This window comes from Achromobacter sp. 1L-A-4-B-C2 (assembly GCF_057291955.1).
This window is the reverse complement of record NZ_JBXAWP010000005.1, coordinates 623,891-650,576: the sequence shown is the minus strand read 5'-3', so window position 1 is coordinate 650,576 and position 26,686 is coordinate 623,891. Positions and strand designations below refer to the sequence as shown.

The window sequence follows — 26,686 nt, the reverse complement described above, 5'->3', positions numbered from 1 at the left end:
CACGCCCTAAACCCATCTCTGCTCGCGCTAAGCCCGTCTCTGCGTGCCCTAAACCCATCTCTACTCGCGCTAAGCCCGTCTCTGCGCGCCCTAAACCCATCTCTGCACCCCCTAAGCCCCTCTCTGCACGCCCTAAGCCCATCTTTGCGCGGCCAAAGGCAGTACCGCCATCGCCATGCCTGCCGCCATGCCCAGCACCAAGCCTGCAAACGGCGCGGCGCCTGCCGCTAGCGCCATCCCCACGCCCAGCCGTGCGCCGACCACCATGCCGGCAGCCATCAGCGCGGCGCACAACATACGCGCCGCGGCCGACGGCGCGCCGGGCCAGGGTGCCAGCGCCGCCAGTGCCATCGCGACGCTGGTGGCGGGCATCAGGACGGCATGCCGCCACGCCAACTCCCACCAGGTGCCCGGCGCGCCGCATTCGCTGGCGAGCAAGGGCGCGGGCGTCTGGCGTGTGTCGATGGCCAGCCCGATGAGCATGGCCGCCACGCAAGCCAGCCATAGCCATGCCATGGCGCGCGCTGCCCGCGTAGCCGCCCGCGCCGTGCTAGCCGCCCGCGCCGCGCTAGCCGCACGCGTGGCAGGCCGACGGGGCGTTGTCGTACCGGTCATGGTGGCGCACCCAGTCGCCCAGGTTGAAGTGCGGGCCGGATTCGTTGCGGCCCAGTGGCGCGAATTCCAGGTAGTTGTAGGCGCCCGCCAGGCGTTCCACGCCGCGTTCGAACGTTGAATAGGTGTGGAAAATCTCACCGTCCGGGTCACGGAAAAACGCGCTGATGCCTGATCGCTCTTGCACGCTGCCGTCAGCCTGGGCCACCGAGGCCTGCATGTCGAAGTTAAAGTCGCAACCTTCGGACGACACCCATGGAAACTGCCAGCCCATCCGTTGCTTGAACGCTTGCAGCTTGCCCAGCGGCGCGCGCGATACGGCAACTACCGACACGTCGTGATGGCGCAGATGCATCAATGCCGCCTCCAGATGGTCGACCAGGAACGAGCAACCTACGCAGCCTTCCTGCCAATCCGGGCCATACATGAAGTGGTAGACCAGCAACTGGCTGTTGCTGGCGAACAGATCGGCCAAGCCCATCGGCCCGTGCTCGCCTTGAAACTGGTAGCGTTTGTCCACCTGTACCCAGGGCAGCTCAAGGCGTTCGCGGGCCAGCGCGTCCTGGTTGCGGGTCAGTGCTTTTTCGCGGGCCAGCAGCGCCAGGCGCGCGGCTTCCCATTCGGGGCGTGATACGACGGCGTGATTTGTATGCATGATGCGGCTCCTGATGGCGGGCCGGTCCGGCCCGCGGGCGGCAAGGCAACTCAGACGGCGCTTGCCAGGTGATCCGCCAGCCGATCCATGGCGCCCGCCCAGCCGGCTTCGTGGCCGTCTCGGGTTGGCTGATCGACAAACGGGGTTTGCAGGAAGGCCAGTTCGGTGCCGCCCTGCGCGGGGGTGAATTCAAGGGTGATCAATGAGGTTTCGTCGGGCGTGTCGCGCCATGCCCAGGTGAACACCAGGCGGCGCTGCGGTTCGACTTCCTGGTACACGCCGCTGGCGTAATGCGCCTGGCCGTCCGCGGTCACAAAGCCCACTTCATAGGCGCCGCCTACGCGCACGTCGGTGTCGGCCTGCAACACGCGCTGCGTGCCGGCCGGGCCGAACCATTGCATTAGCGCTTGCGGGTCGGTCCACGCGCGCCAGAGGCGTTCGGCCGACGCGGTGAAGCGTCGGGTGAGTCGGAGTTCAAGCGGGGCGCTGGCGTTGTCGTCGCGGTCGGCGCTGCGGCGTTGGTCGCGGCCGGAAGTTGCGGCGTTGTCGCCGGGCTTGTTTGGGGTGGGGTCGGGGGGCATGGGTGGATCTCCTCGTCGTGATACAGGTATCGGGCCAGTGAATCCAGTTGCCCGGTCCAGAACTTCTCGTAGCGCGCCAGCCAGTCGGATGCGGCCCGCATCGGCTCGGGCGACAAGGTGCAGCTGACCACGCGCCCGTCCTTGGCCCGTGCGATCAGCCCCGCGTCTTGCAGCACCCGCAGATGCTTCAGGAAGGCGGGCAAAGACATTGCGTGCGGGCGCGCCAGTTCGCTGACGGACGCGGTGCCGTGTTCCAGGTCGGCCAGCACCCGGCGCCGCGTGCCGTCGGCCAGGGCGGAAAAGACGCTGTCCAGCGTGTCATCGTTTAAGTTAACCATAAGGTTAAGTATCCGCCCGGAAAAAAGCCGGCGTCAAGCCGGCGGTGATTGGGAATTTCCCTGACGTCAATCGTGGCGGTGCATGGCGGATTGATGCTTGGTGTCTCGCATCGAGGCATACACCAGCAGGGACACGAAGATCACGCCCGCCAAGTAGTAGTAGAACCATTGCTCGTGGCCTTGCTGCTTGAAGAACAGCGCGATGGCCGGCGCCGTGCCGCCGAAGATCGACACGGTAATGGCGTAGGGCACGGCCACGCCCGTGGCGCGGATGTTGGTGGGAAACAATTCCGCCTTCACGACGGCGTTGATCGATGTGTAGCCCGCCGTGAAAACCCAGGCGCCGCAGATCAGCAGGAACGCGATGAAAGGGGACCGGGTGTGCGACAGGGTCATCAAAATGGGCACGGTCAGCGCCGCGCCCGCAACGCCGAAGAAAATCAGCAGCGGCTTGCGGCCTACCTTGTCGGACAGCGCGCCATACAGTGGCTGAAGGATCAAGGCAAAGATCAACGAGCCGGCGATGATGTAGGTGGTGGTGATGTCGGTAAAGCCCGCCGTCTGGCGAACAAAGGTCTGCATATACGTGGTGAACGTGTAGAACGCAGCCGTGCCGCCGGCTGTCAGGCCAACCACGATGGCGACCTCGCGCGGGTACTTTGTCAGGCCGCGCTGCAAACTCGTTCTGGGCTTGGCTTTTTGTGCCTCTTGCGCCGCTTTATACGAATCGGTTTCCGGCATGTCGCGCCGCATCAGCGCCGTCACGATGGCCAGCAATGCGCCGATCACGAACGGAATGCGCCAACCCCATTGCACCAGTTCTTCATGCGTCAGGAACACGTTCTGCAACAGCAGCAATACCAGGATGGCGCAAAGCTGGCCGCCGATCAGCGTGACGTATTGGAAGCTGGAATAAAAGCCGCGATGTTCGGGGTCGGCAATTTCGGTCAGGTAGGTAGCGCTGGCGCCATACTCGCCGCCCAGGCTCAGGCCTTCGACCACGCGTGCCAGCGCCAGCAGGGCGGGCGCGGCCAAGCCGATCGTGGCGTAGGTGGGCGTCAGCGCGATGATCAGCGAGCCCACGCACATCATCCCCACCGATACCATCAACGACAGGCGCCGCCCGTGCCGGTCTGCAAGGTGGCCGAACAGCCAACCGCCCAATGGCCGCACGATGAAGCCGGCCGCGAACAGCGTGGCCGCATTCAGCTGCTGGACGACGGGATCGTGCGAAGGAAAAAAGGCGGGCGCGAAATACAGCGCAAAGGCGGTGTAGGCGTAGAAGTCGTACCACTCGACCAAGTTGCCCATAGACCCGATGAAGATGGCCTTGATGCGGCGTTTTGCGTCGGGCATGGCCAGATACGTTTGCGTCATGACTGTTCTCAAGGTGAGCTTGTCGGGGAGTCGCCGGACACGCGAGCGCGCCTAGTCCTCGCCCGTCAAAATCGCAAGGTCAGCCGCGAAATGGAACACGCATGGGCAATATCTTGCGCCTGGCCGCCGCGAAATGCACGCGTCGGCAAGGGCGCTTCTTTAAGGATGTAGTCAGGTGTGCCGCTTGCGGCCAAGGCACATTCCGCCCCATTGCCGTGCATCGGTACGCATCGCACAGCGCGGCGGCAGGCACGCTATAGAGGCTGTTGGCCGCCTCTGTTTGCCACCTATTTGCCGCGCGGCTTGATGATGTCGCACGCGGCGGCGCGATCGTCCGTCTGGGCGTCGCTGCCCAGCAACGCCTGGGCGCCGCAGACCGATGTGAACATGCCCTTGTTGTCATGCCCGACGCCGCCCACCTCGAAGCTGCTGCGATGCAAAGGCACGGGTTTCGGGCCACGGCCGGCCAGCACATATTCGTATTGGATATAGCCCGTGCCACGGGCCAGGCGCGTGGCGCCCTGCGCTTCGGCGCCGCAGGTCTTGTCCAGCAGCCGGTGTTCGGGGTTGTTGTCGGCGCCGCCCAACAGATAGGTGACGTCGCGCGCCGCGTAGCGCACGAACAGCCGGGTATCGTCGGTTTCGCGGGCGTAGGCGGGCAGCTTGTCGGTGCCGTACTTGTACTGGTTGTAGGTGGGGCAGATGCCGCGTTCGTAGGGCGCGTAGCCCTTGCCGTCGGCGCGGGGGCGCTCGTTGGTCAGGTACAGGTAGGACGACGGGTTGGCGATGACGTAGCGCAACGCCAGGCCATCGCGCCGCAGCGCGCCGTCAACGTTGTTCAGGATGGCGTAGCGTTGCACCAGCTGCGCACCGGCGGAGTGGCCGGCCAGCACGATGCCTGCCAAGGCGGGCAGGCGCTTGCGGTCGTCCAGGCTGCGCAGCAGGTCGTCCAGCACCTGGAACGAGGCCACCGGCGCGGGGCGGCCGCTGGCCTGGATGCTGTCTTCGCCGTCTTCCCAGCTGGATTTGCGCCACGCGGCCATGCCGCCAAATCCCGAGTCGATCGACCCCGAAAACCGGGGCGCCAGAATCAAGGTGTCGCGGGCGCGGTCGGGGTTGTGCGACAGCAGCTGCGCGGCGGTGTCGTAGTAGCGGTCGGCGTCGCGCTTGACGCCGTGCACCACGATCAACACCTGCTTGATGTCGCGCAGGTCGTCCTTGGTCAGGTTGCGGTTGGCGTAGACGGGAATCTTGTAGCGATGGCCCGGCTTGCCCAGTTCAACGGGCTGCCAACGCACGGGTGCGACGCGTTTGGGCGCGGGCACCGTTTCGTCGTAGTCGTAGGGGTCGGGCAAGGGGGTCTGCGCGGGGGCAAGCCTTGGCGCAAGCAAGGCAGCCAGGGCCAGCGACACGCCCAGCGCTACCCCAAGCGCCCGCCAGGAGGCGGGGCGCGTGGTGGAGCCGACGGCGGCACGAACGCTGGCGAGCGCGGCGTGGGCAGCGGAAGGGGCAGGCGCGCATCGCATGGCGCGGCGGGCGTTCAGCAGGCCTCGTGGCCCAGCAGTTGCTTCAGGGCGGGCAGGTCCAGGATGCGGACCTCGCGCTGGTTGATCTTGATCAGGCCTTCGCGCGCGAATCGGGAGAACAATCGGCTGACGGTTTCCAAGGTCAAGCCCAGGAAGTTGCCGATTTCTTCGCGGCTCATGCGCAGCACGAACTCGGTCGACGAATAGCCCAGCGAGGCATAGCGTTGCGACAGATTCAACAGGAAGGCGGCCAGGCGCTGCTCGGAACGCATCGAACCCAACGAGGCCAGCATCTGGTGCGACCGCGTGATCTCGCGGCTCATCAGGCGGCGAAACTGCTGTTGCAGCGAGGGCAGGTGCGCAGCCACGCGATCCACTTCGTTCAGGCGGATGACGCAAACCTCGGAGTCTTCCAGCGCGACGGCGGCGGACACGTGCTTGCCTTCAAGCATGCCGTCCATGCCGACGATTTCGCCCGGCAGGTGAAAGCCGGTGATCTGGATCTGGCCGGTGGCGTCTTCCAGCTGCGTCTTGATGCTGCCAAAGCGCACGCCATAGACAGCATCAAGCGGGTGGTCCAGCGAGTACAGCATCTTGCCTTTCTCAAGGCGTACGCGTTCTTGCACCAGCTCGTCCAGCTTTTCCACTTCGGCGGCTGCCATGCCCACGGGCACACACACGTGGCCCAACATACACGTGGAACAGTGGGCGGCATCCGGGGCGACGGGAACCCGTTTTTGCATACGATGACCTTTATAGTGCCCGCCGCGCCAGGAATGGCGCGTACGGGTGTACAAGCGTGAAGACAAAAAGCATTGTAGTCGGTTGTTACTACGGGCGTCTTACGTGCCCTTGGTTGCCGGACGCGATTGCCGATAGGCGATCCAGTCGTCTGCCGGGATATCCACGGCCAACGCTCGCAGCGACGGATCAATGGGATAGTACTGGCAGTGCACGTCCCGCGCGCCGTTCAGGGGCGAATCCAGGCGCGCGATGGTCTCCCGGCGCACGAAACAGCAGGCTTGCCCCGGTACGTATTCCTCGATCTCGTCCATCAGCGCGATCAGCGCCGGGTCGACCCGATACACGTCGCCGCGCACCCGCCGCCCGTCATCCACCGGGATTAGACCGGGCCATGAGCCGAAGTCGACCAGCATGCCGGGCACCGTGGCCGGGCCTACCCAATGGGCCTCGGGCAGGCCGCGCCGGGCGGCGGCTTGCGCCAGATCATTGATTTCGCCCGTGCGTAGGGTGCCGTAGACGAAAACGTATATGCTCATAAATCGGTTTATCTCGCACGTCGAAGCAGTGAAGTGGGCGGCAGGGTGTTGAAATTTTGTCATCCGGCCACATATTCAGGGTATCGAGCCAGCCGGCACGTATCGGTCAGGCTCTCCAACAAGCCAAACGACCATTATGCGATTCGACAAACTAACCACCAAGTTCCAGCAAGCCCTGGCCGACGCCCAAAGTCTGGCCGCGCGCAACGACCACCCCTATATCGAGCCCGTGCACGTGCTGTCGGCGCTGCTATCCGACCCGGACAGCGGCGCGGGCAGCCTGCTGGCGCGAGCGGGCGTGGCGGTCAACCGCCTGACCCCCGCGCTTGAAGCAGCGATGAAGTCGTTGCCGCAGGTGCAGGGCGACGACAACGTGCAAGTGGGCCGCGACCTGAACGCGGTGCTGACCCGCACCGACAAGGAAGCCGCGCGCCGTGGCGACACCTACATTGCCAGCGAGCTGTTCCTGCTGGCGCTGGCCGAAGACAAAGGCGAGGCCGGCCGCATCCTGCGCGAAGCGGGGTTGCAGAAGAAAGCCCTGGAAGCCGCCATCGACGCCGTGCGCGGGGGCGAAAACGTGTCCGGCGCCGAAGGCGAATCCAACCGCGAAGCCCTGTCCAAGTACACCCTGGACCTGACCGAGCGCGCGCGCCAGGGCAAGCTGGATCCCGTGATCGGCCGCGATGATGAAATCCGCCGCACCATCCAGATCCTGCAACGCCGCACCAAGAACAACCCCGTGCTGATCGGCGAACCCGGCGTGGGCAAGACCGCCATCGTCGAAGGCCTGGCGCAGCGCATCGTCAACGACGAAGTGCCCGAAAGCCTGCGCGGCAAGCGCGTGCTGTCGCTCGACCTGGCGGCGCTTTTGGCCGGCGCCAAGTTCCGTGGCGAATTCGAAGAACGCCTGAAGGCCGTGCTCAAGGAATTGGGCCAGGACGACGGCAGCAACATCGTCTTCATCGACGAGCTGCACACCATGGTCGGCGCGGGCAAGGCCGAGGGCGCGATGGACGCGGGCAACATGCTCAAGCCCGCGTTGGCACGCGGCGAGCTGCACTGCATTGGCGCGACCACACTGGACGAATACCGCAAGTACATCGAAAAGGATGCCGCGCTTGAACGCCGCTTCCAGAAGGTGCTGGTGGACGAGCCCGACGTGGAATCCACCATCGCCATCCTGCGCGGCCTGCAAGAGCGCTACGAGATACACCACGGTGTTGAAATCACCGACCCGGCCATCGTCGCGGCCGCCGAGCTGTCGCACCGCTACATCACCGACCGCTTCCTGCCCGACAAGGCCATCGACCTGATCGACGAAGCCGGCGCGCGCATCCGCATGGAAATCGATTCCAAGCCGGAAGTGATGGACAAGCTTGACCGTCGCATCATCCAGCTGAAGATCGAGCGCGAAGCCGTCAAGAAGGAAACCGACGACGCCTCCAAGCGACGCCTGGGCGTCATCGAAGACGAGCTGGAAAAGCTGCAACGCGAATACAACGACTTCGAGGAAATCTGGAAGGCCGAGAAGGCCGCCGTGCAAGGCACGCAGGCCATCAAGGAAGAGATCGACAGCGTGCGCGCCGAAATGGCGGAATTGCAGCGCAAGGGCCAATTCGACAAGCTGGCCGAACTGCAATACGGCAAGCTGCCTGACCTGGAATCGCGCCTGAAGGCCGCCGAAGTGGGCGCCGCGCAGGCCGCGGAAAACGCCGAGGGCGACAATGGCCGTCCGCGTCTGTTGCGCACGCGTGTGGGGGCGGAAGAAATCGCCGAAGTCGTCTCGCGCGCCACCGGTATTCCGGTGTCCAAGATGATGCAGGGCGAACGCGAAAAGCTGCTGCACATGGAGGAATTCCTGCACAAGCGCGTGGTCGGCCAGGACGAGGCCGTGCGCCTGGTGTCGGACGCCATCCGCCGTTCGCGTGCGGGCTTGGCGGACCCGGCTCGGCCTTATGGATCGTTCCTGTTCCTGGGCCCCACCGGGGTAGGCAAGACCGAACTGACGCGTGCGCTGGCCGAGTTCATGTTCGACTCTGAAGAGCACCTGATCCGCATCGACATGAGCGAGTTCATGGAGAAGCATTCGGTGGCGCGGCTGATCGGTGCGCCGCCCGGATATGTGGGCTACGAAGAGGGCGGCTACCTGACCGAAGCCGTGCGTCGCAAGCCGTACAGCGTGGTGCTGCTGGATGAAGTCGAAAAGGCGCATCCGGACGTGTTCAACGTGCTGCTGCAAGTGCTGGACGACGGTCGCCTGACCGATGGCCAGGGCCGCACGGTGGACTTCCGCAACACGGTGATCGTGATGACGTCCAACCTGGGTTCGCATCACATCCAGAGCCTGGCGGGCCAGCCGTACGACGTGGTCAAGGAAGTGGTGTGGGGCGAGCTCAAGCAGACCCTGCGTCCTGAGTTCCTGAACCGTATCGACGAAGTGGTGGTGTTCCATGGGCTGGAAGCGCAGCACATCGAGTCCATCGCCCGGATCCAGTTGCGCCGCCTTGGCGCCCGGCTGGAAAAGCAGGAGATGCGGCTGGAAGTCACCGAGGCCGCGCTGGCGGAACTGGCGCGTTCCGGCTTCGATCCGGTGTTTGGCGCACGCCCCTTGAAGCGTGCCATCCAGCAGCAGATCGAAAACCCGGTCGCGCGCCTGATCCTGGAAGGCAAGTTCGGGCCGCGCGATGTCGTGCCGGTGGATTGGCGCGACGGGGAATTCGTGTTCACCCGCACGTTGCAGTAAACCGGTAGCGTTGCGGTAAACAAAAAGCCTGGCATTGAAAAATGCCAGGCTTTTTTTTACGCTCTGTGCAGGACTTACTGCGCAACCGTCACGAACACCGGGTTCGAATAGAACCACAGGTCGTTGTAGTTGCGCGCGTTGATCGCGTTAAAGCGCGCGACGTTGTCGGCCAGGTCCACCTTGGCGTCGGGCAGCGGTTCACCGGCCGCCGTCTCGCCGGTAACGTCAACGCCAAGATTGGTGCCGCGCAAACGCAGGTACTGGCTCTTGTCTGCCGTGATCGTGGTCTTGATGACGTTGTAGCCGTCGGCGTCCACCGTCCAGTCGGCGCGTGTGTAGCGGGCCAGCACACGGGTGGACGGGTTGGTGTCGGCGTCATATCCCGGGGTGCCGACGGCGGCGCGTGCCCCGACGTCGCCCACGATCAGGTCCACGTGGTTGACGGTGGGCTTGACGTAGGTGGGGTTGCCGCTTTCGATCGGGTATTCGTAATGGTTGCTGTCCGGGCTGCGAAAGCGGATGGTGACTTCCACCTTTTCGCCCTTCGTGGCTTGCAGTTCGCCGCCCATGTGCACGACGCCGGCCGCGCCTTGCGCCTGGAAGTCCAGCGCATCGATCAGGTCGCCGAACACGCCGAAGACCCGGCCGCTTTTCAAGCCGGCCACCACCGCCTTCATGTCGTCGCCGTCCTTCCACACATGCGTCTTGGCGTATTCGCCCGGCGCGTAGCCCGAGCTGTACAGCCCTGAGGCGGTGCGGAAGTGGAAGTCGGAATCGGCCACCGTCCAGATGCGTCGGCCTTCGCCCAGCAGCGCGTCCCAGGTGCCGCCCAGGTGCGCCACCAGATAGTCCACGCCGCCGTACGTGCGGTTGGGCAGGAACGCGTTGGTGTAGGTCGTGGCGTAGCCGCCGCGATCCGGTTCCATCTGGTTGCCGACCATGCCTTCGATGGCGAAGAAGATGCCGGGCGCCAGGTCGTTCATTTCGCGCAGCTGCGCGGCGGTGTACTTGCCCGCGTAACGCGACGGGTGGTTCAGCAGCATGTAGCTGTCGGGATGCTTGTCGCGCAGCCACGCCAACGCCGCCAGCGAATCGGCATGCGTGGTGTAGGCGCGCGTCTGGCCCGCCAGGCGCGACACCAGCAAGGGGTCGAACAGGGCAGGGGCGCGGTTGGTGAACAGGTATTCGAATTCGGCCACGGCTTGCAGCGACTTGTCCGACAGCGGGTCGTCGGTGCCGATGCCGATGTTCACGTGGTCATGCGTCGGCATGTCCCATTCGAACGACGAGAAGATGATCTTGTCGGCATAGCGCCCGGCGGCCTGCGCGGTCTTGATGAACGGCACTTCATACTGCGCCATGCCGGTGGAAAACGGGATGGCGCCGCCTGCCAGCGTAGTGCCGGTATGGTCGCGTCCCGAAAGCCGTAGGTGGTTTGAAATGGCCGCCCAGTCCAGCTTGTAGCGGTCAAAGGCCTGGTCCAGCGCGCTTTCCAGGCTGACCTGCGCGTCGTCGGACTGATAGGTGTGCACGTGCAGGTCGCCCGTGGTCCAGGCGCCGGTTTCGACGGGCTTGGTGGGCTCGACCGGCGGGGCCGGCTCGGTGACCACAGGCGGGGTGGGGGGCGCGATGGGTTCATCGTCGTCGTCGCTGCCACCGCAAGCGCTCAACAAGGTGACGCAAGCCAGCGACAGGGGCAAGATGGCCCGCCGCACGCGGGATACTTCGAACTGCATGGACACACTCCAACGTCTGGCGACCCGCAACGGCGGGCCGCAAAACGCCGAACTATGCCCACGACGAGTGACGCGGGCATGACAGCAGGCCACCGCGATACGACGCGGGTGCCTAACGCTTGCGCGTGCTGCCGCCCTTGGCCTTGCCCACGCCCGAGCCCGCGCCGGTGCCCGCGCCGGTGCCCGCTTCGGCGAGCGCCTGCGTGATGATGGCGTTGGCCGTCCAGCGCACCACGTCCGTGACGGCGGGCAGGTCCAGTTGCCAGATGTCTTTCAACACCAGGAACACTTCGGTGCCATACACCAGCGAAAGCGCTTGCGCCACGCGGTCCTGTTGCGCGGATGTCAATGTCTGCGCCAGCGGCGCGATGGCGCGCTTGAGGATGTCGACGCGATGGCCGCGCACCAGTCGAGGCTCGGCGGCGTCCTTGCCGGCGCTGGCTTGCGCATGCTGCTGTAGCGACACCATGATGGCCGCGCGCAGCGGCGCTTCGTGGGACGCCAGCCGGGGGTAGGCAAAGCGCAGCAGTTCGTCGACACGGGCGGCTGCGTCGGACGAGTCGGAATCCCAGGCGAGGATGGGGCCCAGGCTTTCGTCCACCACGGCCGCGATCAACGCGCTTTGGCTGGGAAAGTAGCGGTATGCGGTTGCGCGCGACACCTTGGCATGTTCCGCCAATTCCGCTACCGACGGGGTGATGCCCTGGGCCATCAGCTGTTGCGCTGCGTCCAGCAAGGTCTTGCGCATGCGGGCGCGCGGCCCGTGCGGCGGTTCGCCGCTGGCCTCGGCCTGGCGGCTGGCGGGCGCGATCAGCCGGGCTGTGCCGCTCGTGGCCGAACGGCTGGCCGGGACGGCGGGAGTTTGACGTGAGACAGGCGTCTCAGTATGATTCTTTCGTCTCATTTCTTGATTCTACACAGGCCTTCAGGGCCTCACATATCGAGGCGCGCACCGAGTGTAGCCGCCCGCGGAGGAGCCATGACGCATTCGAACCGGCGGGTATTTGTTGCCGCCACCTATGACACCAAGGGCCAGGAAGCCGAGTACGTGGTGGACCTGCTGCGCCGCGACGGCGTGGACGTGGTGTCGGTGGACGTGTCCACCACGGGCGCGCCCAGTGCCGCGCAGATTCAGGCGCGCGACGTCGCCGCCAGCCACCCGGGCGGGGCGGACGCCGTGTTCACCGGCGATCGCGGCACGGCCATCGCCGCCATGGCGCTGGCGTTCGAGCGTTACGTGGCGGGCCACGCCGGCATCGGCGCGCTGTTGGGCCTGGGCGGCTCCGGCGGCACGGCGCTGATCGCGCCGGCCATGCGCGCGCTGCCTATCGGTACGCCCAAGCTGATGGTGTCCACGATGGCATCGGGCAACGTCGCGCCCTATGTCGGCCCGTCCGACATCGCGATGATGTATTCCGTGACGGACGTGGCCGGGCTGAACCGCATTTCGCGCCGCGTGCTGGCCAATGCGGCGGGCGCCATTGCCGGCGCGCATCGCATGGCCGCGGCCAGCGCCACCGCCGATGATGGCCGCCCCGCCGCGGGCATCACCATGTTCGGCGTCACGACGGCCTGCGTGCAGCAGGTGACCCCGCTGCTGGAATCGCGCTATGACTGCCTGGTGTTCCACGCCACGGGCACGGGCGGGCAGTCGATGGAAAAGCTGTTGGACAGCGGCTTGCTGGCCGGCGTGCTGGACCTGACGACCACCGAAGTCTGCGACTTTCTTTTTGGCGGCGTGCTGGCCTGCACGCAAGACCGCTTCGGCGCCGTGGCTCGCACGGGCGCGCCCTATGTGGGGTCTTGCGGCGCGCTGGATATGGTCAATTTTGGCGGCATGGATACCGTTCCTGAACGCTATCAGGGCCGCCAGTTCTATCCGCACAATCCGCAGGTGACGCTGATGCGCACCACGGTCGAGGAAAATCGACGGCAGGGCGAGTGGATCGCCGAGAAGCTGAACCAATGCAATGGACCCGTGCGCTTCTTGATACCGGAAGGCGGCGTATCAGCGCTGGATGCACCGGGCCAGGCGTTCTGGAACCCCGAGGCCGACGCCGCCTTGTTCGCGGCGCTTGAGGCCAATGTGGTGCAGACCGCCGACCGCCGCCTGGTGCGCGTGCCGTGCCATATCAACGACCCGCTGTTCGCCAGGACGGCGGTGGACCAATTTCTTGACATCGCTACCCGTTGAATTCGCTATCCGTTGAATTCGCTACCCATTAAGGAAGGCCCCATGCCGCGTTTTGACCGTAACGAACTGCTGGACAAGTTTCGCGCCATGGTGCGCGCCCGCACGCCTATCGTCGGCGGTGGCGCGGGCACGGGCTTGTCGGCCAAGTGCGAGGAAGCGGGTGGCATCGACTTGATCGTCATCTATAACTCGGGCCGCTATCGCATGGCGGGACGCGGCTCGCTGGCCGGCTTGCTGGCCTACGGCAACGCCAACGAGATCGTGGTCGACATGGGCCGCGAAGTGCTGCCGGTGGTCAAGAAGACGCCCGTGCTGGCCGGCGTGAACGGCACCGATCCGTTCTGCGATTTCGATGTGTTCCTGGATGACCTGACACGCCAGGGCTTTGCCGGCGTGCAGAACTTTCCCACCGTCGGGCTGATCGACGGCACGTTCCGCGCCAACCTTGAAGAAACCGGCATGGGCTACGCGCTGGAAGTCGACATGATCCGCCTGGCCCATCAAAAGGGCATGCTGACCACGCCGTACGTTTTCAACGAGGACGACGCCGTCGCCATGTCGAAAGCGGGCGCGGACATCATCGTGGCCCATATGGGCCTGACGACGGGCGGGTCCATCGGCGCGGAAACGTCGCAGACGCTGGACGATTGCGTTGCCGCCATCGACCGCATTGCCGATGCCGCGCTGGCGGTGCGTCCGGATATCATCGTGCTATGCCACGGCGGGCCCATCGCCACCCCCGAGGACGCCGCTTACGTGCTGCGCCACTGCAAGCAATGCCATGGTTTCTACGGCGCCAGTTCGATGGAACGCCTGCCCACGGAACTGGCCTTGACCGCCGCCACCCGCGAATTCAAAAACCTGACCTTCTGAGGTGCTCATGTCGCATACCGTCTTCGTCAGTGCCGTTATCCACGCACCGCTTGAACAGGTGTGGCCGTGCTTTCGCGATTTCAACGGCCTGGCCGCCTGGCATCCGGGCGTGGCGCAAAGCCGCCTGGAAGCGGACGGGCGCCATGACGCGGTGGGCAGCGTGCGGTATCTGGCGCTTGAACCATCGGGCTTTGTGCGCGAACAGTTGTTGATGCTGGACGACCCCAACGCGGCGCTGCGCTATTCGATCATTGAAACCGACCTGCCCATGCGCGACTACACGGCGGGCGTGTCCTTGCATCGCATCACGCAGTCTGAGCAGGCATCGGGGCAGCCATCGGGCGAACACACGCTGGTGCAATGGTGGGCGGACTTCCGTGTCGAAGGCGCGGAGCTTGCCGATGTGGCCCATGCCGTGGGGCAGAATGTGTTCGCGGCGGGCCTGGCGGCGCTGGACGAAAAGCTGCGCGCCGGCCAGGCATAGCGGATAGCGCAGTCGCCTCCGCTAGGTCAGCGGCATCTCGGTCAGCGGCATGTAGGTCAGCGGCATTTCGGCCAGCGTCTTGCGGCTTGCCGGCACGCGCTTGCAACCGGCGGGCAGTGGCGCGCCGCGCAGGTAATCGTGGATCGCGCGGATCAACGCCTGCGCCGCCGGGCTTGTCGGGTATTCCTTATGGCGGATGACGCACACCGTGCGCACCACCGTCGGGCGCGCCAGCAGCGCATAGGCCAAGCCGGGTTCCTGTACCCGGGCGGCGGCCAGCGCCGGCAACAGCGCCACGCCCAGCCCGGCCTTGACCAGCGCCGCCTGCGACGTGGTGCTGGACGCTTCGTAGAACGGTGCGCCGGCCTCGATCGGCAAGTCGGCGCGGGCGCGCAGCAGCGCCATGATGCCGGTTTCGTCCACCACCCCCACCAATTTGCGCCCCGCCAGATCCGACCAGCGCATCGTTCCGTCCCGCCCCGGCTTCAGATGCGGGTCATCGGCCCGGTACAACACGCCGAAGCGGTCTTCCAGCAAGGGTTCAAAGTGCAGACCGGGCGCATCGGCCCACCGGCTGGTCAAGCCGAAGTCCACTTCGCGCGCCGCCACCTTGCGCTGGATGCGGCCGGAATTGTCGTCGCTCAGGTATAGGCGCACGGCGGGATATTGGGCTGCGAATGCGGCCGCCGCCGGCGCGATGATTTCGGTGATGGCCGATGGCGCGGCGGCCACGCCCACGCGCCCGCGCTCCAGCGCGCCATAGCGCACCACGTCTTCGATCACGCCATCAAAATCGGCCAGCAAGCGCATCACGCGCGGCAAAAATTCTTCGCCCGCCGCGGTCAGCAGCACGCGCCGGCTGGTGCGCGCGAACAGCTGCGTGGCCAGCGCGTCTTCCAGCTGGCGCACCAGGCTGGTCACGGACGATTGGGTCTGGAACAGCCGCTTGGCGGCGTGCGTGAAGCTGGATTCCTGGGCCACCGCGACAAACGCGGTCAGGTGTTTCAAGGTGACATGCTTGGGCAGGCGATTCATTTCAAACCACGATAGATGGATCAATAAAAACAATTTTTCCAGATTGATCGGCCGGACGATACTAGGGGCTTCATCCAGGCAGGACGAACATGCAACACGGAAAATTGGATCTGATCATTGAAGGCGGCTGGGTCATCGATGGCCTGGGCGGCCCGCGACGGCTGGCGGACGTAGGGGTGAAAGACGAACGCGTGGCGGCCATCGGCGAGCTGGCCCAGGTCCAGGCCACGCGCCGCATCGATGCGCGCGGCAAGATCGTGGCGCCCGGGTTCATCGATTCGCACGGTCACGATGACTTGATGTTCGTGGAAAAGCCCGGCTTGCCGTGGAAGACCAGCCAGGGCATTACGTCGGTGGTGGTGGGCAATTGCGGTGTCAGCGGCGCGCCCGCGCCCTTGCCGGGCAATACGGCGGCGGCCTTGGCGCTGCTGGGTGAAACGCCGCTGTTTGCCGACATGCACGCCTATTTCGATACCCTGCGCGCGCAGCAACCCATGATCAACGTCGCGGCGCTGGTGGGCCACGCCAACCTGCGCCTGGCCGCCATGCGCGACCCGACCGCCACGCCAACGCCGGATGAGCAGGACACCATGCAGCGCATGCTGGACGATGCGTTGACGGCCGGCGCGGTGGGTTTCAGCACCGGGCTGGCCTACCAGCCGGGCGGCGCCGCGCAACAAGATGAACTGGACGGCCTGGCCCGCGTGGCGGCCGCGCACGGCGCGCTGCACACCAGCCACATCCGCAACGAAGGCGACGAGGTTGAAGCCGCCGTGGACGAGGTGCTTTCCGTCGGGCGCAACACGGGCTGCGCCACGGTGCTGTCGCACCACAAGTGCATGATGCCGCGCAACTGGGGCAAAAGCCGCGTCACGCTGGCCAACATCGACCGCGCGCGCGCCGAGGGCATCGACGTGGCGCTGGACATCTACCCGTATCCCGGCAGCTCGACGATCCTGATTCCCGAACGCGCAGACAGCATCGACGACATCCGCATTACGTGGTCGGTACCGCATCCGGAATGCAGCGGCGAATCGCTGGCCGACATTGCCGCGCGCTGGGGCTGCGACAAGACGCAGGCCGCACAGCGGCTGTGCCCGGCAGGCGCCATTTACTTCGCTATGGACGAGACCGAAGTGCAGCGCATCTTTCAACACGAATGCTGCATGGTCGGGTCGGACGGCTTGCCCAATGATGCGCACCCGCATCCGCGCCTGTGGGGCAGCTTCACGCGGGTGCTGGGCCGCTATGTGCGCGAGGCCGAATTGCTGACGCTTGAAGCCGCCGTGGCCAAGATGACGGCGTTGCCCGCGCGCGTGTTCGGGCTGTCCGGGCGCGGCCAGCTCAGCGTGGGCGCCTGGGCGGACATCGTGGTGTTCGACGCGGACACCGTGGCCGATTGCGCCACCTGGGACGCGCCGACGCTGCCGTCCATTGGCGTTGAACACGTGCTGGTCAATGGCCAACCGGTATTCCCGGAAACGCCGGGCATGAACCGCCCCGGCAAGATCTTGCGGCGCGAAGCCACATACAAAAACCCCAAGGAGACAAACCCATCATGATGCAAAAGACATTGATTGCCCTGGCGCTGGCGGCGCTGTTGCCCACCGCCCACGCCGCGTTCCCGGACCATCCCATCACCCTTATCGTGCCGTTCCCGGCGGGTGGCCCCACCGACATCGTCGGCCGTGTCGCAGCGGCCAAGGCGGGCGAGATCCTGGGCCAGCAGATCGTGGTGGAAAACCGTACCGGCGCGTCCGGCACCATCGGCATGGCGGCCACGGCGCGCGCCAAACCCGACGGCTACACCGTGGGCCTGGCCACCGTCAGCACGCACGGCACCGCGCCGCACTTGTTCCCCAACCTGGCCTACGACCCGGTCAAGGATTTCACGCCGATCAGCAACCTGGTCACCAGCCCCAATATTCTTAGCGTCAACCCGAGCTATCCGGCACGGACGCTGGCCGATTTTGTGGCGCACGTGCGCGCCAATCCGAACAAGGACGGCTACGCCAACGCGGGCGCGGGCGGGGTGAACGACTTGGGCATGATCTGGTTCTTGCAGATCATCGGCGGCAAGATGAACAGTATTTCGTACCGGGGCTCGGCGCCGGCGTTAACCGATACGGTGGGCGGCGTGGTGCCGGTCATCTTCGATAATTTCCCGTCGTCGCTGCCGTACGTGAAAAGCAAGCATCTGCACGCGCTGGCCATCACGGGCACCGAGCGCAACCCGCGCCTGCCCGATGTGCCGACGTTCGCCGAGCAGGGTTACAAGGACTACGACGTCACGGCCTGGTACGGCGTGGTGGGCCCGGCCGGCATGCCCGCCGATGTGCGCGACAAGCTGGCCCAGGCGTTTGCGCAAGCCGTGCGCGACCCGGCCACGGCGGCGAAGATGGAGGAAACGGGCGCCTTTGCACTGGGCAATACGCCAGCGGAATTCGCGGAACAAATTCGCACGGAACGCGACCGCTGGAAGACGGTGATCGACCGCGCGCAGATCAAGCTGCAATGAGATCTGGCTGTGATGCGGGCCGGCTGTGATGCGATCAAGCTGCGATGCGATCAAGCTGCGATGCGATCAAGCCGCGATGCGATCAAGCCGCGATGAGATCGATCCGCGCGAGATCAAGCCGCAATCAGCAACTGGGGCCGGGCTGCGGCAGGTCCCGGCTGCGATAGTGTCGGGCGCAGCGCCGTAGCCTTAGTACACGTCGCGCCGGTAACGGCCGGCGTGCAGCAACGCCTGCAAGGCGTTGTCGCCCAGCACGTCTTGCAGTGCCGCGTCTACCCCGGACGCCATGCCTTGCAGGCTGCCGCAGACGTAGATGGCGGCGCCGTCCGCCACCCAGGCGCGTAACGCATCGGCTTGCTCGCGCAGCACGTGTTGCACGTAGCGGCGCTGGGCTTGGTCGCGCGAATAAACGGTGTCCACGCGTTCCAGCGTGCCGTCGGCTTTCCAGACGTCGATGTCGGCGCGGCAAAATGCATCGTGCGCGGCGTTGCGTTCGCCGAAGATCAGCCAGTTGCGTCGATGCCCCGCCGCGCGTCGCGCCTTGATCAGCGCGCGCAGCCCGGCCAGCCCGGTGCCGTTACCCACCAATATCATCGGACGGCCATCGTCCGGCGCATGGAAGTTGCGATTGGTGCGTACGCGCAGATCGATCTGATCGCCCTCCTGCGCCACCTGTGTCAGCCAGCCGCTACCTACGCCCAGGCCGCCGTCTGCCCCGGGCATCTGGCGCACCAGCAGGTCGATGGCCCCCTCTTCCGGCAACGACGCAATGGAATATTCGCGGTGTGCTTGCAGCGGCCCGTCGCGTTCCAGCCGGGGGCCGATTTCCGCGATATCGCCAGCCAGCCAACTTGGCTTGCCGTGGGCCGGCGGGGTTAGCGTCAACAGGTAGCATGGACCGCCCGCGCTGCCGGGGTTTTGCAGCGTGCGCGCTGCGAGCCGCCACGGTTCGTAGTCCGGCGCCTGCCAATCGGGCAGGTCGCTGCGGCCGGTCAACAGGCTCAGGTGATGTTGCCAGTGGCGCAGCGCAGCGGGGTCGCCGTTGTCCACTTCCACCATGTCGAACAAGGGGGTGGCGCCCTGGGCGTGCAGCCAGTCGTTCAGCCGATGCCCAAAACCGCAGAACCGCGTGTATTCGCTATCGCCCAGCGCCAGCACCGCAACCTGCACACCGGCCAATGCCCGCGAGGGCGCGGCCTGCATCTGGCTGGCAAAGGCGGCCGCGGCGTCGGGCGGATCGCCTTCGCCATAGGTGCTGACCACGAACAGCACGCGGCGGTAGGCGGGCGATTGTCCCGACAAGCGCGCCACATCCAGCTGCCCCAGCGACGCCACATGCACCGTCAGGCCGCCCGCGCGCAGTGATTGCGCGGTTTGTTCGGCCAGGGCCTCCGCATAGCCGGTCTGGCTGGCATATGCGATCAGCACGGCATCGGAATCAGAACCCCCGTCGGCGTTCAGGCTCAAGGCGGCCAGCGCCCGCGCCTGGCTGGCCTGATGCCGCCGCGCGCGGCGCCACGCCCACAGGCACAGCAGTAGCCACACTGCCACCACGCACGCTGCGGCAAACAATCGGGTAGGGCTCATCGGGTCAGGAAGTTTGGGCCAGCGCCTGAAACGCCGGGGTGGCGACGACGCGGTAATCGTGGGCGTCGCGCAGGATGAACAGGGCCGCCAGGTCGTGGCGGCGGGCGTAGGCCAGGCCGTCGGCCTCGCCCAGCACCGTCAAGACCGTGGCCAGCGCGTCCGCCTGCATGCATTCGGCGTGCAGCACGGACACGGACGCCACGTTGTTGCGCACCGGCTGCCCGCTACGCGGATCGATGGTGTGGGCATAGCGTGCGTCGCCGCTGCCAGCGTGTCGCCGATAGTCGCCGGACGTGGCGATGCAAAGGTCTTGCAGGGGCAAGGCCAGCGCGTGCTTGTCGCTGGCATCCGGCACCTCGATCGCGACGCGCCAGGCTTGGCCATCGGGCCGCCTGCCGCGCGCGCGCAGCTCGCCGCCCACTTCCACCAGGTATTGCGAGATACCGAGCGCGTCCAGCGCCAAGGCCGCGCGGTCCACGCCATGGCCTTTGGCAATGGAAGACAGATCCAGGTACGTGCCGCCGGGCTGCATCGCGGCTTGCCGTGCCACGTCCAGCGGCACGCGGCGCCAACCGCAACGCGCGCGCGCCGCGTCGATGGCGGCAGGCGAGGGTGGTTCAAACGCGCGCTGGTGCGGGCCAAAGCCCCAGGCGTTGACCAGCGGCCCCACCGTGGGGTCATACGCGCCGCCGCTGTCCTCGGCCAAGGCCAGGGCATGGCGCAGCACGTAGAAAAAGCCGTCGGGCAGCACCTGCCAGCCTTCTGGGGCCCGGTTGAACCGCGTGATATCGGAGGCCGATTCCCAGGTACTCATCTGCGCCACGACGTCGTCCAGCGCCGCCTGGATAGCGCGGCGCGCGGCGTCACTGTCGATGCCGGCCGGCAGCGCCATGCGTGCGGACCACGTTGTGCCCATGGTCGCGCCCGCCAACGCCGCCAGCGCGGGCAGTGCGGGCGGGGCAGGCAGCGCGGTCGGCGCGGACCACGTGGCCACGGCGGGCGACGCTGACAAGGCTGGCAATGCTGACAAGGCTGACAAGGCTGGCAATGCTGACAAGGCTGGCAACGCTGACAACGCTGACAACGCTGGCGATGCGGGGCGCGCCGCCGGCATGGCGCCATAGCTCACGCGCACGGCGGGGGGCGCCGTGCCGCGAGGCGCATAGGACCGGGCTGCCGACACGCGCGCGCCTCAGGGTTGCAGCACTTCGACGGTGCCGGCGTAGGACAGGCGGCGCTTGGTTGCCTTCGGCACGCTGACCTTGGCGTCTTCCATGCCGGCCTCGATCCAGTACAGGCCGGGCTGCGGCCACTTGACCGAGAACTTGCCGTCCTTGTCGGTGGTCAGCTTGATCTCGCCGACCTTGTCGCGATAGCGGCTGCCGCCGGGCACCACGTTCACTTCCAGGTTGGCGGCGGGCTGGCCGTCCAGCAGCATCTGGAAGCTGGCCGCTTCGTCCGTGAATAAATCGTTCGGGTGCGTGACCGGCGCCAGCTCCAGGCCACGGCCCACCGGCTTGATGGTCGACGGCTTGCCCGCCGTCACGAACGTTTCGACTCGGCCCAGGCTTTGGGACACTTCCAGTTCTTGCGCGTTGGCGGGTACCGCCTGCGCCATGCCTTCGACCTTGCCGAAGTAGCGCTTGTTCTTGCCGTCTTCCTTCCAGCGCGCAAACACGCCGTCGTTGACCACGGCCACGCGATACGTGCCGCTTTGCTTCAGTTGCAGGTCGAACGTGCTGCGCAGCTTGCCACGGTTCAGGTTTTCGGCTTCGGCAAGGTTGCCGTCCGGCGCGATGACGGCCAGGCCGTCCAGGCGCATCGGCGCATGGTTGAAGTAGAACTTGTCGTTGCCGACGGCGGCGTCAACGGTGATCCAGCTGTCGGTGCCCGACAGCACGGTGGACGACGGCACGATCCACACGTCATGCGCGTGGGCGGCAAAGGGCAGGCACAGCGCCAGGGCGGCGGCCAGTTTGGCGGCGGATTTCATGGTTGCGGTCCTTGAAGGCATGCGGGGCATCAGGGTTTGAGGTTGAGCGCGATGGCGCCCAGTTCGTGTTCGCCTTGCGCGGTCAGTTGTTCGGCCTTTTGCGCGGGCCACTGGAAGGGAATGCGCACCAATTCACGGCCGCCGACTTCACGCGCCGCTTCCACCACGACCGCGTACTGGCCGGGTTTGAGCGATGCCAAGGGCTTGGAGGCCGCGTCAAAGCTCAGCGTGTGCTTGCCCACGGGCTTGGTCGCGCCGCTGACCCCGTCCACCGGGAACTGCTGGTTGCGGCCGCTGCGGCGCCACCATTGGCGCATGTCCTTGAGCCACTCGGTGCCTTCGTTGTTCTTCTTGGCCACGTCGTACCAGACGGCCAGGTCGGCGGCCACGCTCTGGTCGGGGTTTTCGATCCAGATCGCGACGTACGGGCGGTGGTATTCGGCCACATCCAGGCGCGGCACCTCGATGGACAGGCCGATGTCGGCCGCATTGGCCGTTCGGGCGATCGCGCCGGCCAAGAGGGCCGACAACAACAGTTTGCGCATGGAAATCTCCAGGGGCGGATCGAAGGAATCAGGGGACGAGCATCAGTGGATGAAGAGCAGCGCCAGGACGACGGGAATCACGACGCCCAGCCCCACCATGGGCCAGGTGGCGCTGCGGTTGCCGGCGTGCATCTTCAGCAGCACCAGCCCGGTCAGCGAAAAGACCAGACAGGCAACGGCGAAGATGTCCAGGAACCAGCTCCAGGCCAGGCCGGTGTTGCGGCCCTTGTGCAAATCGTTCAGGTAAGACACCCATCCGCGATCGGTGCGCTCGTATTCGACATCGCCGCTGGCGCGGTCGATGGACAGCCAGGCGTCGCCGCCCGCGCGGGGCAATGACAGGTAGACCTCGTCGGCGGACCATTCGGCGGCCTTGCCCGCGGCCCCGGCATCCAGCGTATCGTCCAGCCACCGTGCGACAGGGGCCGGCAACGGCGCCTTTTTCTGGCCGGACGGCGCGGTCAGTTGCTTAAGGACGGGGCCGGGCAATTGCGCTTGCCGGCTCGTTACCACCGCACGGGATTCGATGTGCGACGCGTTGTTCAGCGTGAGGCCGGTGACGGCAAACAGCAGCATGCCCAGCAGGCATAGCGCCGAGCTGATCCAATGCCATTGATGCAGCGTCTTGAGCCAGTAGGCCCGGCGCCGTGGAGTGGGTTGACTGTCCATGCGGGATTCGGTTTGAAGCGGCGGATTCTAACATTTAATGAGAATTACTCGTATAAAAGACCGGGCGGTTCACGGACGCTGATTTCAATCGATTTCGAAGGCGGCGCGGGGGCAAAGCGGGTGGCGCGTTGACGGTTCCCACGCGCCGGCGCGTTCACGATCCCTACGCCGCTGCGCGTTGACGGTTGTTGCGCGGCTGCGCCTTGGGCGCGTTATGCTGCTGCTGGTCTTTTGCCTTGCGCGCCGGCCGATGTCAGGCGCCCCGACTTATGTCTGCCTATCAAACCCTGATCCCGTTGAATTTCCTGGCCGTGGGCCTGGGCGCCGTGCTGGGTGCCTGGACGCGTTGGCTGGTCAGCCTGTGGCTGAACGTCGAGTCGTGGCCCTGGGGCACGTTCACGGTGAATCTGGCGGGCGGTTATTTCGTGGGCGTGGCGCTGGCGCTGGTGGCCGGGCACCCCGAATGGCCGACGTGGATCCGGCTGGGCGCCATCACCGGGTTCATGGGAGGCTTGACGACGTTTTCCACCTTCTCGTCGGAAACCGTATCGATGCTTGAACGCGGCGCTTATGGTACGGCCCTGGGCTATGCGGGGGTGAGTCTGGCGGGGTCCTTGGCGCTGACGGCGGCGGGCATCGCCACGGTGCACTGGCTGCGCTAGGGGCAAGGCGCGATGCGCGAGGCGCAAGGCGTCAGGCGTTAGGCGTAAGGCGGTAGGCGTCAGGCGCCACGTTTAACTGCCGCGGCAAAACGCTGGGGTTAGGTGCTACGGCCAAGCGCTACGGTCAAGCGCTACGGCCAAGTGCTACGGCCAAGCCCTGCCGCTACGCGCGGGCGGCGGGCTTGCGCCCGCCGCGTTCACGCGTTAATCGGCGCGGGGGTTCAACACGCGAGCGGCTTGCAGGCCGCTGCGCACCGCGCCTTCCAGCACGCCGGGGTAACCGGTATCGGTCCAGTCGCCCGCCAGGGCCAGCGTGCGCCATGGGGTGGTGTTCAGCGGGCGCGTCACGCCCGGCACCGCCGCGAAAGTGGCGCGCTTTTCAATGAGCAGTTCGGCCGCCGTCACTTCCGGCATGGCGGGCAAACGCGCGGGATGGCGCGCCGCCTGTTCGGCCACCTGGTCGATCAGCGCTTCGATCACCTGGCGCCGGTTGCGTTCGGCGATGCTGGTGGCGGCGCTGGCCACCACGGCAAATTCGCCCGCCTTGGCGTCACCCGCCAATTGCGCACGGTCAAAAACCCATTGCCCCACATGCCCGCGCGCGGCTTCCTCGCGCAGCATCATCATGGGTTCGGGCAGCCGCCAGGGTTCGGCCAGCCGCACGTTCAGGGTGGCGATGGGCAGGTAGTCAAAGGCCTTCAGCGCTTCCAGCAGGCCGGTCGCGCCGGCTTGGCGCAAGGGCGCGTCCAGCAAGCGAGCCGCGTACGTCGGGGGCACGGCCAGCACGGCGGCGTCAAAGCGTTCCTGGTTGACCACAATGCCGTCGTCCGACGGATGCAGCTGGCGCACCGTGTTGCCGTAGCGCATGGTGACCTGGCGCGCCGCGGCGTCGGGCCACAGCGCCGACAGGTCGGTGCACGGCAGCAGCAGATCGCTGTCTTCGCGCGTGCCAGCCAGGCTGTCGCGCAACACGCGCGCAAACAGCGTGGCGCTGGCGGTGGCGCATGGGGTGTTCAGCGCCGCCAGGCACAGCGGTTCCCAAAGCTGCCGGATCAGCGCATCGGACTGCGCGTGATAGTGCAGCAGATGCAGCACCGTCCAGTCGCGCGGCGGTGACCAGGACATGGCTTTCAAACCGCGCATCAGGCGCAGCGACGCATAGCGGTCGGCCCAGCTCAGGCCGCGTGCAAACAGCAAGGCGGCGGCCATGTGCAGGGGCGCGGGCAGCCGGGGCGCGGACAGGCGAAAGCGCCCGTCCAGGCTGGCCAGCCGCAGCGGCCGGCGCATCAGCAGCGCATCGGGGTTGCGGCCCACGCGGCGCATCAGCGCCAGCGTATGCCGGTAGGCGCCCGACAAAACGTGCTGGCCGTTGTCCAGCGGCGCTTCAAACGATTCATGGAAGACGCGGCGCGCGCGGCCGCCGGGCGTGTGGCCGGCTTCAAACACCGTGACCTTGGCGCCGGCTTCGCGCAGCGCGATGCTGGCCGCCAAGCCGGCCCAGCCCGCGCCGATTACCGCCGCCTTCACCGCGCCAGCCGGCGGACCAGTCCGCGTCCGCCGCCCACCCACGTTTTCCAGGCCAGCCACAGCTTGCGCAGTGGCGTCAGCGAGATGCGCTGGTGCAGCACCTGCCAGTTGTCGCGCTCGATTTCATCAAGCAGCGCGTAATAGATGGCCGCCATCATCAAGCCCGGCCGCTGCGAACGGCGGTCGACCTCGGGCAGGTTGCTCATGGCTTCGCGATAGAGTTCGCGGGCGCGATCGGCCTGGAACTTCATCAGCGCGCTGAAGCGTTCGGAGTATTCGCCATTCAGGATGTCCGAGGCCTTGACCTCGAATTGCTGCATGTCGTTGACTGGGATGTAGATGCGGCCCCGGCGCGCGTCGTCGCCGACGTCGCGGATGATGTTCGTCATCTGGAACGCCAGGCCCAGCTTTTCGGCATAGACCAGCGTCTTGGGATCGCTATAGCCGAACACGCCGGCGGACAATTCGCCCACCACGCCGGCCGCGTGCCAGCAGTATTTGCGCAGGCCGGGCCAGTCCAGGTAGCGCGTCTGGTCCAGGTCCATTTCCATGCCGTCCACCACGGCCAGCAAGCGTTCGCGGGTGATGGAACAGGTTTGCAGGTGCGGTTGCAGCGCGCGCGTCACGGGGTGATCGGGCTTGCCGTCGAACATCTGGTCGACCTGCGTGCGCCACCAGGCCAGCTTGATGCGGGCCAGCGACGGGTCGGTGCATTCGTCGACCACGTCGTCCACTTCGCGGCAGTAGGCGTAAAGCGCAGTGATCGCGCGGCGGCGTTCGGGCGGCAGGAACAGGAATGAGTAGTAGAAGCTGGAACCGCTTTTGGCGGCTTTCTCCTGGCAATATTCGTCAGGGGTCATAGATAGGCAGGGCCTGTTACTTGATAGAGCGCCACAGCATGATGGCCCAGTCTTTGGCGCCCAATTCGGGGCGGTTCATGAATACATCGTAGCCGCTCGCCTCGATACGCTCCAGCACGCGCAGCCCGCCTTGTACCACCAGGCGCAGCTCCAGGCCGATGCGGCCGGGCAGGCGGCGCGCCAGCGGAGCGCCGAAGTGTAGCAGTGCACGCGTGCGTTCGACCTCGAAGGCCATCAGCTCGCGCCATTGCGGGGTCAGCCGGCACGCCGCCAGGTCTTCTTCGGTAATGCCGTGGCGGCGCAGGTCTTCTTGCGGCAGGTACACGCGCTGCTTGTGCCAATCGACCCGCACGTCCTGCCAAAAGTTCACCAGCTGCAAGCCGGTGCAGATGGCGTCGCTTTCGGCCACGTCCTGGGGGCTGCACGCGTCGAACAGATGCAGCATCAGGCGGCCCACCGGGTTGGCCGAGCGCGTGCAGTAGTCGGCAAGCGTGGCGTAGTCTTCGTAGCGCTTGACGGTGATGTCCTGCTCGAATGCGGACAGCAGGTCGTAGAACGGCGTGATGGGCAGTTGATGGCGCGCGATGGTCTTGGCCAGCGGCGTAAAGATGTCGGCCAGCGGCGGCAAGCCCGGCGCGGGCGTCACGCCCGGTTCGGCGCCGATGCGGTGCAGTTCGGTGCGGAAAGCCGCCAGTTGCGCCAGCCGTTCTTCGTCGGACGCGCTGCCTTCATCGGCAATATCGTCCGCGGCGCGGGCAAACCGGTAGATATCGGTCACGGCGCCGCGCAGCCTGCGCGGCAACAGCAGCGAGGCGACGGGAAAGTTCTCGTAGTGATCGATGGACATGGATAACGGTACAGAGGGCGGTCCCGGGACGGGATCGCACCATT

25 protein-coding genes and 1 pseudogene are annotated in these 26,686 nt (G+C 66.2%); 7 read left to right on the top strand and 19 right to left on the bottom strand.

The genetic code is table 11. The features are described from left to right. Nucleotides 1-132 precede the first annotated feature (132 nt). From AC0Z35_RS24935 to AC0Z35_RS24900, 8 genes and pseudogenes are all read right to left on the bottom strand, one after another. Complete coding sequence (locus AC0Z35_RS24935) at nt 133-516, bottom strand: hypothetical protein (RefSeq protein WP_485132745.1); 384 nt, start codon at nt 514-516, stop codon at nt 133-135. 52 nt (nt 517-568) lie between these two features. Further along, nucleotides 569-1,267 (bottom strand): DUF899 domain-containing protein, encoded by a 699-nt coding sequence (locus AC0Z35_RS24930; RefSeq protein ID WP_485132746.1) that lies wholly within the window; start codon nt 1,265-1,267, stop codon nt 569-571. Between the two features lie 50 nt (nt 1,268-1,317). Continuing rightward, nucleotides 1,318-1,680: pseudogene (locus tag AC0Z35_RS24925) on the bottom strand (SRPBCC family protein); the annotation flags it as partial. Then, a complete protein-coding gene (locus tag AC0Z35_RS24920; protein ID WP_485132747.1) occupies nt 1,668-2,186 on the bottom strand; it encodes an ArsR/SmtB family transcription factor in 519 nt (172 codons plus the stop codon). The gene AC0Z35_RS24920 and the pseudogene AC0Z35_RS24925, both read right to left, overlap by 13 nt. Before the next feature lie 66 nt (nt 2,187-2,252). Continuing rightward, nucleotides 2,253-3,563 carry an MFS transporter gene (locus tag AC0Z35_RS24915; RefSeq protein WP_485132748.1) on the bottom strand — a complete coding sequence of 437 codons (1,311 nt, stop codon included), beginning with the start codon at nt 3,561-3,563 and terminating at the stop codon, nt 2,253-2,255. 287 nt (nt 3,564-3,850) lie between these two features. Next, nucleotides 3,851-5,089, bottom strand: a complete 1,239-nt coding sequence (locus AC0Z35_RS24910; RefSeq protein ID WP_485132749.1) for a hypothetical protein — start codon at nt 5,087-5,089, stop codon at nt 3,851-3,853. A 14-nt stretch (nt 5,090-5,103) separates the two neighbouring features. Next, on the bottom strand, nt 5,104-5,832 hold the full coding sequence (locus tag AC0Z35_RS24905) for a helix-turn-helix domain-containing protein (protein ID WP_046804751.1): 729 nt from the start codon (nt 5,830-5,832) through the stop codon (nt 5,104-5,106). A gap of 99 nt (nt 5,833-5,931) precedes the next feature. Then, nucleotides 5,932-6,369: a gamma-glutamylcyclotransferase family protein gene (locus AC0Z35_RS24900; protein ID WP_314358714.1), complete on the bottom strand. Its 438-nt coding sequence runs from the start codon at nt 6,367-6,369 to the stop codon at nt 5,932-5,934. 136 nt (nt 6,370-6,505) lie between these two features. On the opposite strand from AC0Z35_RS24900, the gene clpB reads away from it, so the two are divergent. Continuing rightward, nucleotides 6,506-9,112 (top strand): ATP-dependent chaperone ClpB, encoded by a 2,607-nt coding sequence (gene clpB / locus AC0Z35_RS24895; RefSeq protein WP_046804749.1) that lies wholly within the window; start codon nt 6,506-6,508, stop codon nt 9,110-9,112. Nucleotides 9,113-9,186: 74 nt separating this feature from the next. Here clpB and AC0Z35_RS24890 read toward each other — a convergent pair whose 3' ends face one another. After that, nucleotides 9,187-10,848, bottom strand: a complete 1,662-nt coding sequence (locus AC0Z35_RS24890; RefSeq protein ID WP_485132750.1) for a CehA/McbA family metallohydrolase domain-containing protein — start codon at nt 10,846-10,848, stop codon at nt 9,187-9,189. Nucleotides 10,849-10,960: 112 nt separating this feature from the next. Continuing rightward, nucleotides 10,961-11,662: a TetR/AcrR family transcriptional regulator gene (locus tag AC0Z35_RS24885; RefSeq protein WP_240434156.1), complete on the bottom strand. Its 702-nt coding sequence runs from the start codon at nt 11,660-11,662 to the stop codon at nt 10,961-10,963. Nucleotides 11,663-11,827: 165 nt separating this feature from the next. On the opposite strand from AC0Z35_RS24885, the gene AC0Z35_RS24880 reads away from it, so the two are divergent. Genes AC0Z35_RS24880 through AC0Z35_RS24870 form a run of 3 tightly spaced genes read left to right on the top strand, consistent with a single transcriptional unit; the run spans nt 11,828 to nt 14,399 of the window. After that, nucleotides 11,828-13,042, top strand: coding sequence for a Tm-1-like ATP-binding domain-containing protein (locus AC0Z35_RS24880; RefSeq protein ID WP_485132751.1), 1,215 nt, complete (start codon nt 11,828-11,830; stop codon nt 13,040-13,042). A gap of 42 nt (nt 13,043-13,084) precedes the next feature. Continuing rightward, nucleotides 13,085-13,915, top strand: coding sequence for a phosphoenolpyruvate hydrolase family protein (locus tag AC0Z35_RS24875; protein WP_046804745.1), 831 nt, complete (start codon nt 13,085-13,087; stop codon nt 13,913-13,915). A gap of 7 nt (nt 13,916-13,922) precedes the next feature. Next, the gene (locus tag AC0Z35_RS24870; protein ID WP_485132752.1) at nt 13,923-14,399 is read left to right on the top strand and encodes an SRPBCC family protein; all 477 of its coding nucleotides are present in this window, start codon (nt 13,923-13,925) and stop codon (nt 14,397-14,399) included. 21 nt (nt 14,400-14,420) lie between these two features. On the opposite strand, the gene AC0Z35_RS24865 is transcribed toward AC0Z35_RS24870, so the two are convergent. Next, on the bottom strand, nt 14,421-15,434 hold the full coding sequence (locus tag AC0Z35_RS24865) for a LysR family transcriptional regulator (protein ID WP_485132753.1): 1,014 nt from the start codon (nt 15,432-15,434) through the stop codon (nt 14,421-14,423). 89 nt (nt 15,435-15,523) lie between these two features. Between AC0Z35_RS24865 and AC0Z35_RS24860 the strand changes: the two genes are divergently transcribed. Further along, nucleotides 15,524-16,996: an N-acyl-D-amino-acid deacylase family protein gene (locus AC0Z35_RS24860; protein WP_485132754.1), complete on the top strand. Its 1,473-nt coding sequence runs from the start codon at nt 15,524-15,526 to the stop codon at nt 16,994-16,996. Further along, nucleotides 16,993-17,952, top strand: coding sequence for a tripartite tricarboxylate transporter substrate binding protein BugE (locus AC0Z35_RS24855; RefSeq protein ID WP_162941235.1), 960 nt, complete (start codon nt 16,993-16,995; stop codon nt 17,950-17,952). The genes AC0Z35_RS24860 and AC0Z35_RS24855 overlap by 4 nt, the downstream gene beginning before the upstream one ends. Nucleotides 17,953-18,141: 189 nt before the next feature. Here AC0Z35_RS24855 and AC0Z35_RS24850 read toward each other — a convergent pair whose 3' ends face one another. The 5 genes from AC0Z35_RS24850 to AC0Z35_RS24830 form a co-directional block, all read right to left on the bottom strand. Continuing rightward, entirely contained in the window at nt 18,142-19,539 is a 1,398-nt protein-coding gene (locus tag AC0Z35_RS24850; RefSeq protein ID WP_485132755.1) for a sulfite reductase subunit alpha, read from the bottom strand. A 4-nt stretch (nt 19,540-19,543) separates the two neighbouring features. Further along, entirely contained in the window at nt 19,544-20,551 is a 1,008-nt protein-coding gene (locus AC0Z35_RS24845) for an FAD:protein FMN transferase (RefSeq protein WP_485132756.1), read from the bottom strand. Between the two features lie 180 nt (nt 20,552-20,731). Further along, entirely contained in the window at nt 20,732-21,532 is an 801-nt protein-coding gene (locus AC0Z35_RS24840) for a DUF4198 domain-containing protein (RefSeq protein ID WP_485132757.1), read from the bottom strand. A 29-nt stretch (nt 21,533-21,561) separates the two neighbouring features. After that, nucleotides 21,562-22,077, bottom strand: a complete 516-nt coding sequence (locus tag AC0Z35_RS24835) for a DUF2271 domain-containing protein (protein ID WP_046804739.1) — start codon at nt 22,075-22,077, stop codon at nt 21,562-21,564. Between the two features lie 42 nt (nt 22,078-22,119). Next, the gene (locus tag AC0Z35_RS24830) at nt 22,120-22,746 is read right to left on the bottom strand and encodes a PepSY-associated TM helix domain-containing protein (protein WP_046804738.1); all 627 of its coding nucleotides are present in this window, start codon (nt 22,744-22,746) and stop codon (nt 22,120-22,122) included. A gap of 269 nt (nt 22,747-23,015) precedes the next feature. Between AC0Z35_RS24830 and crcB the strand changes: the two genes are divergently transcribed. Continuing rightward, the gene (gene crcB / locus AC0Z35_RS24825; protein WP_485132758.1) at nt 23,016-23,408 is read left to right on the top strand and encodes a fluoride efflux transporter CrcB; all 393 of its coding nucleotides are present in this window, start codon (nt 23,016-23,018) and stop codon (nt 23,406-23,408) included. 204 nt (nt 23,409-23,612) lie between these two features. Here crcB and hpnE read toward each other — a convergent pair whose 3' ends face one another. The 3 genes from hpnE to hpnC are packed head-to-tail and all read right to left on the bottom strand — an operon-like array spanning nt 23,613 to nt 26,642. Beyond that, nucleotides 23,613-24,935, bottom strand: a complete 1,323-nt coding sequence (hpnE, locus tag AC0Z35_RS24820) for a hydroxysqualene dehydroxylase HpnE (RefSeq protein ID WP_485132759.1) — start codon at nt 24,933-24,935, stop codon at nt 23,613-23,615. Continuing rightward, on the bottom strand, nt 24,932-25,795 hold the full coding sequence (hpnD, locus tag AC0Z35_RS24815) for a presqualene diphosphate synthase HpnD (RefSeq protein ID WP_046804735.1): 864 nt from the start codon (nt 25,793-25,795) through the stop codon (nt 24,932-24,934). Before hpnD ends, hpnE begins: the two co-directional genes overlap by 4 nt. Before the next feature lie 16 nt (nt 25,796-25,811). Next, on the bottom strand, nt 25,812-26,642 hold the full coding sequence (hpnC, locus tag AC0Z35_RS24810) for a squalene synthase HpnC (protein ID WP_046804734.1): 831 nt from the start codon (nt 26,640-26,642) through the stop codon (nt 25,812-25,814). Nucleotides 26,643-26,686: the final 44 nt, after the last annotated feature.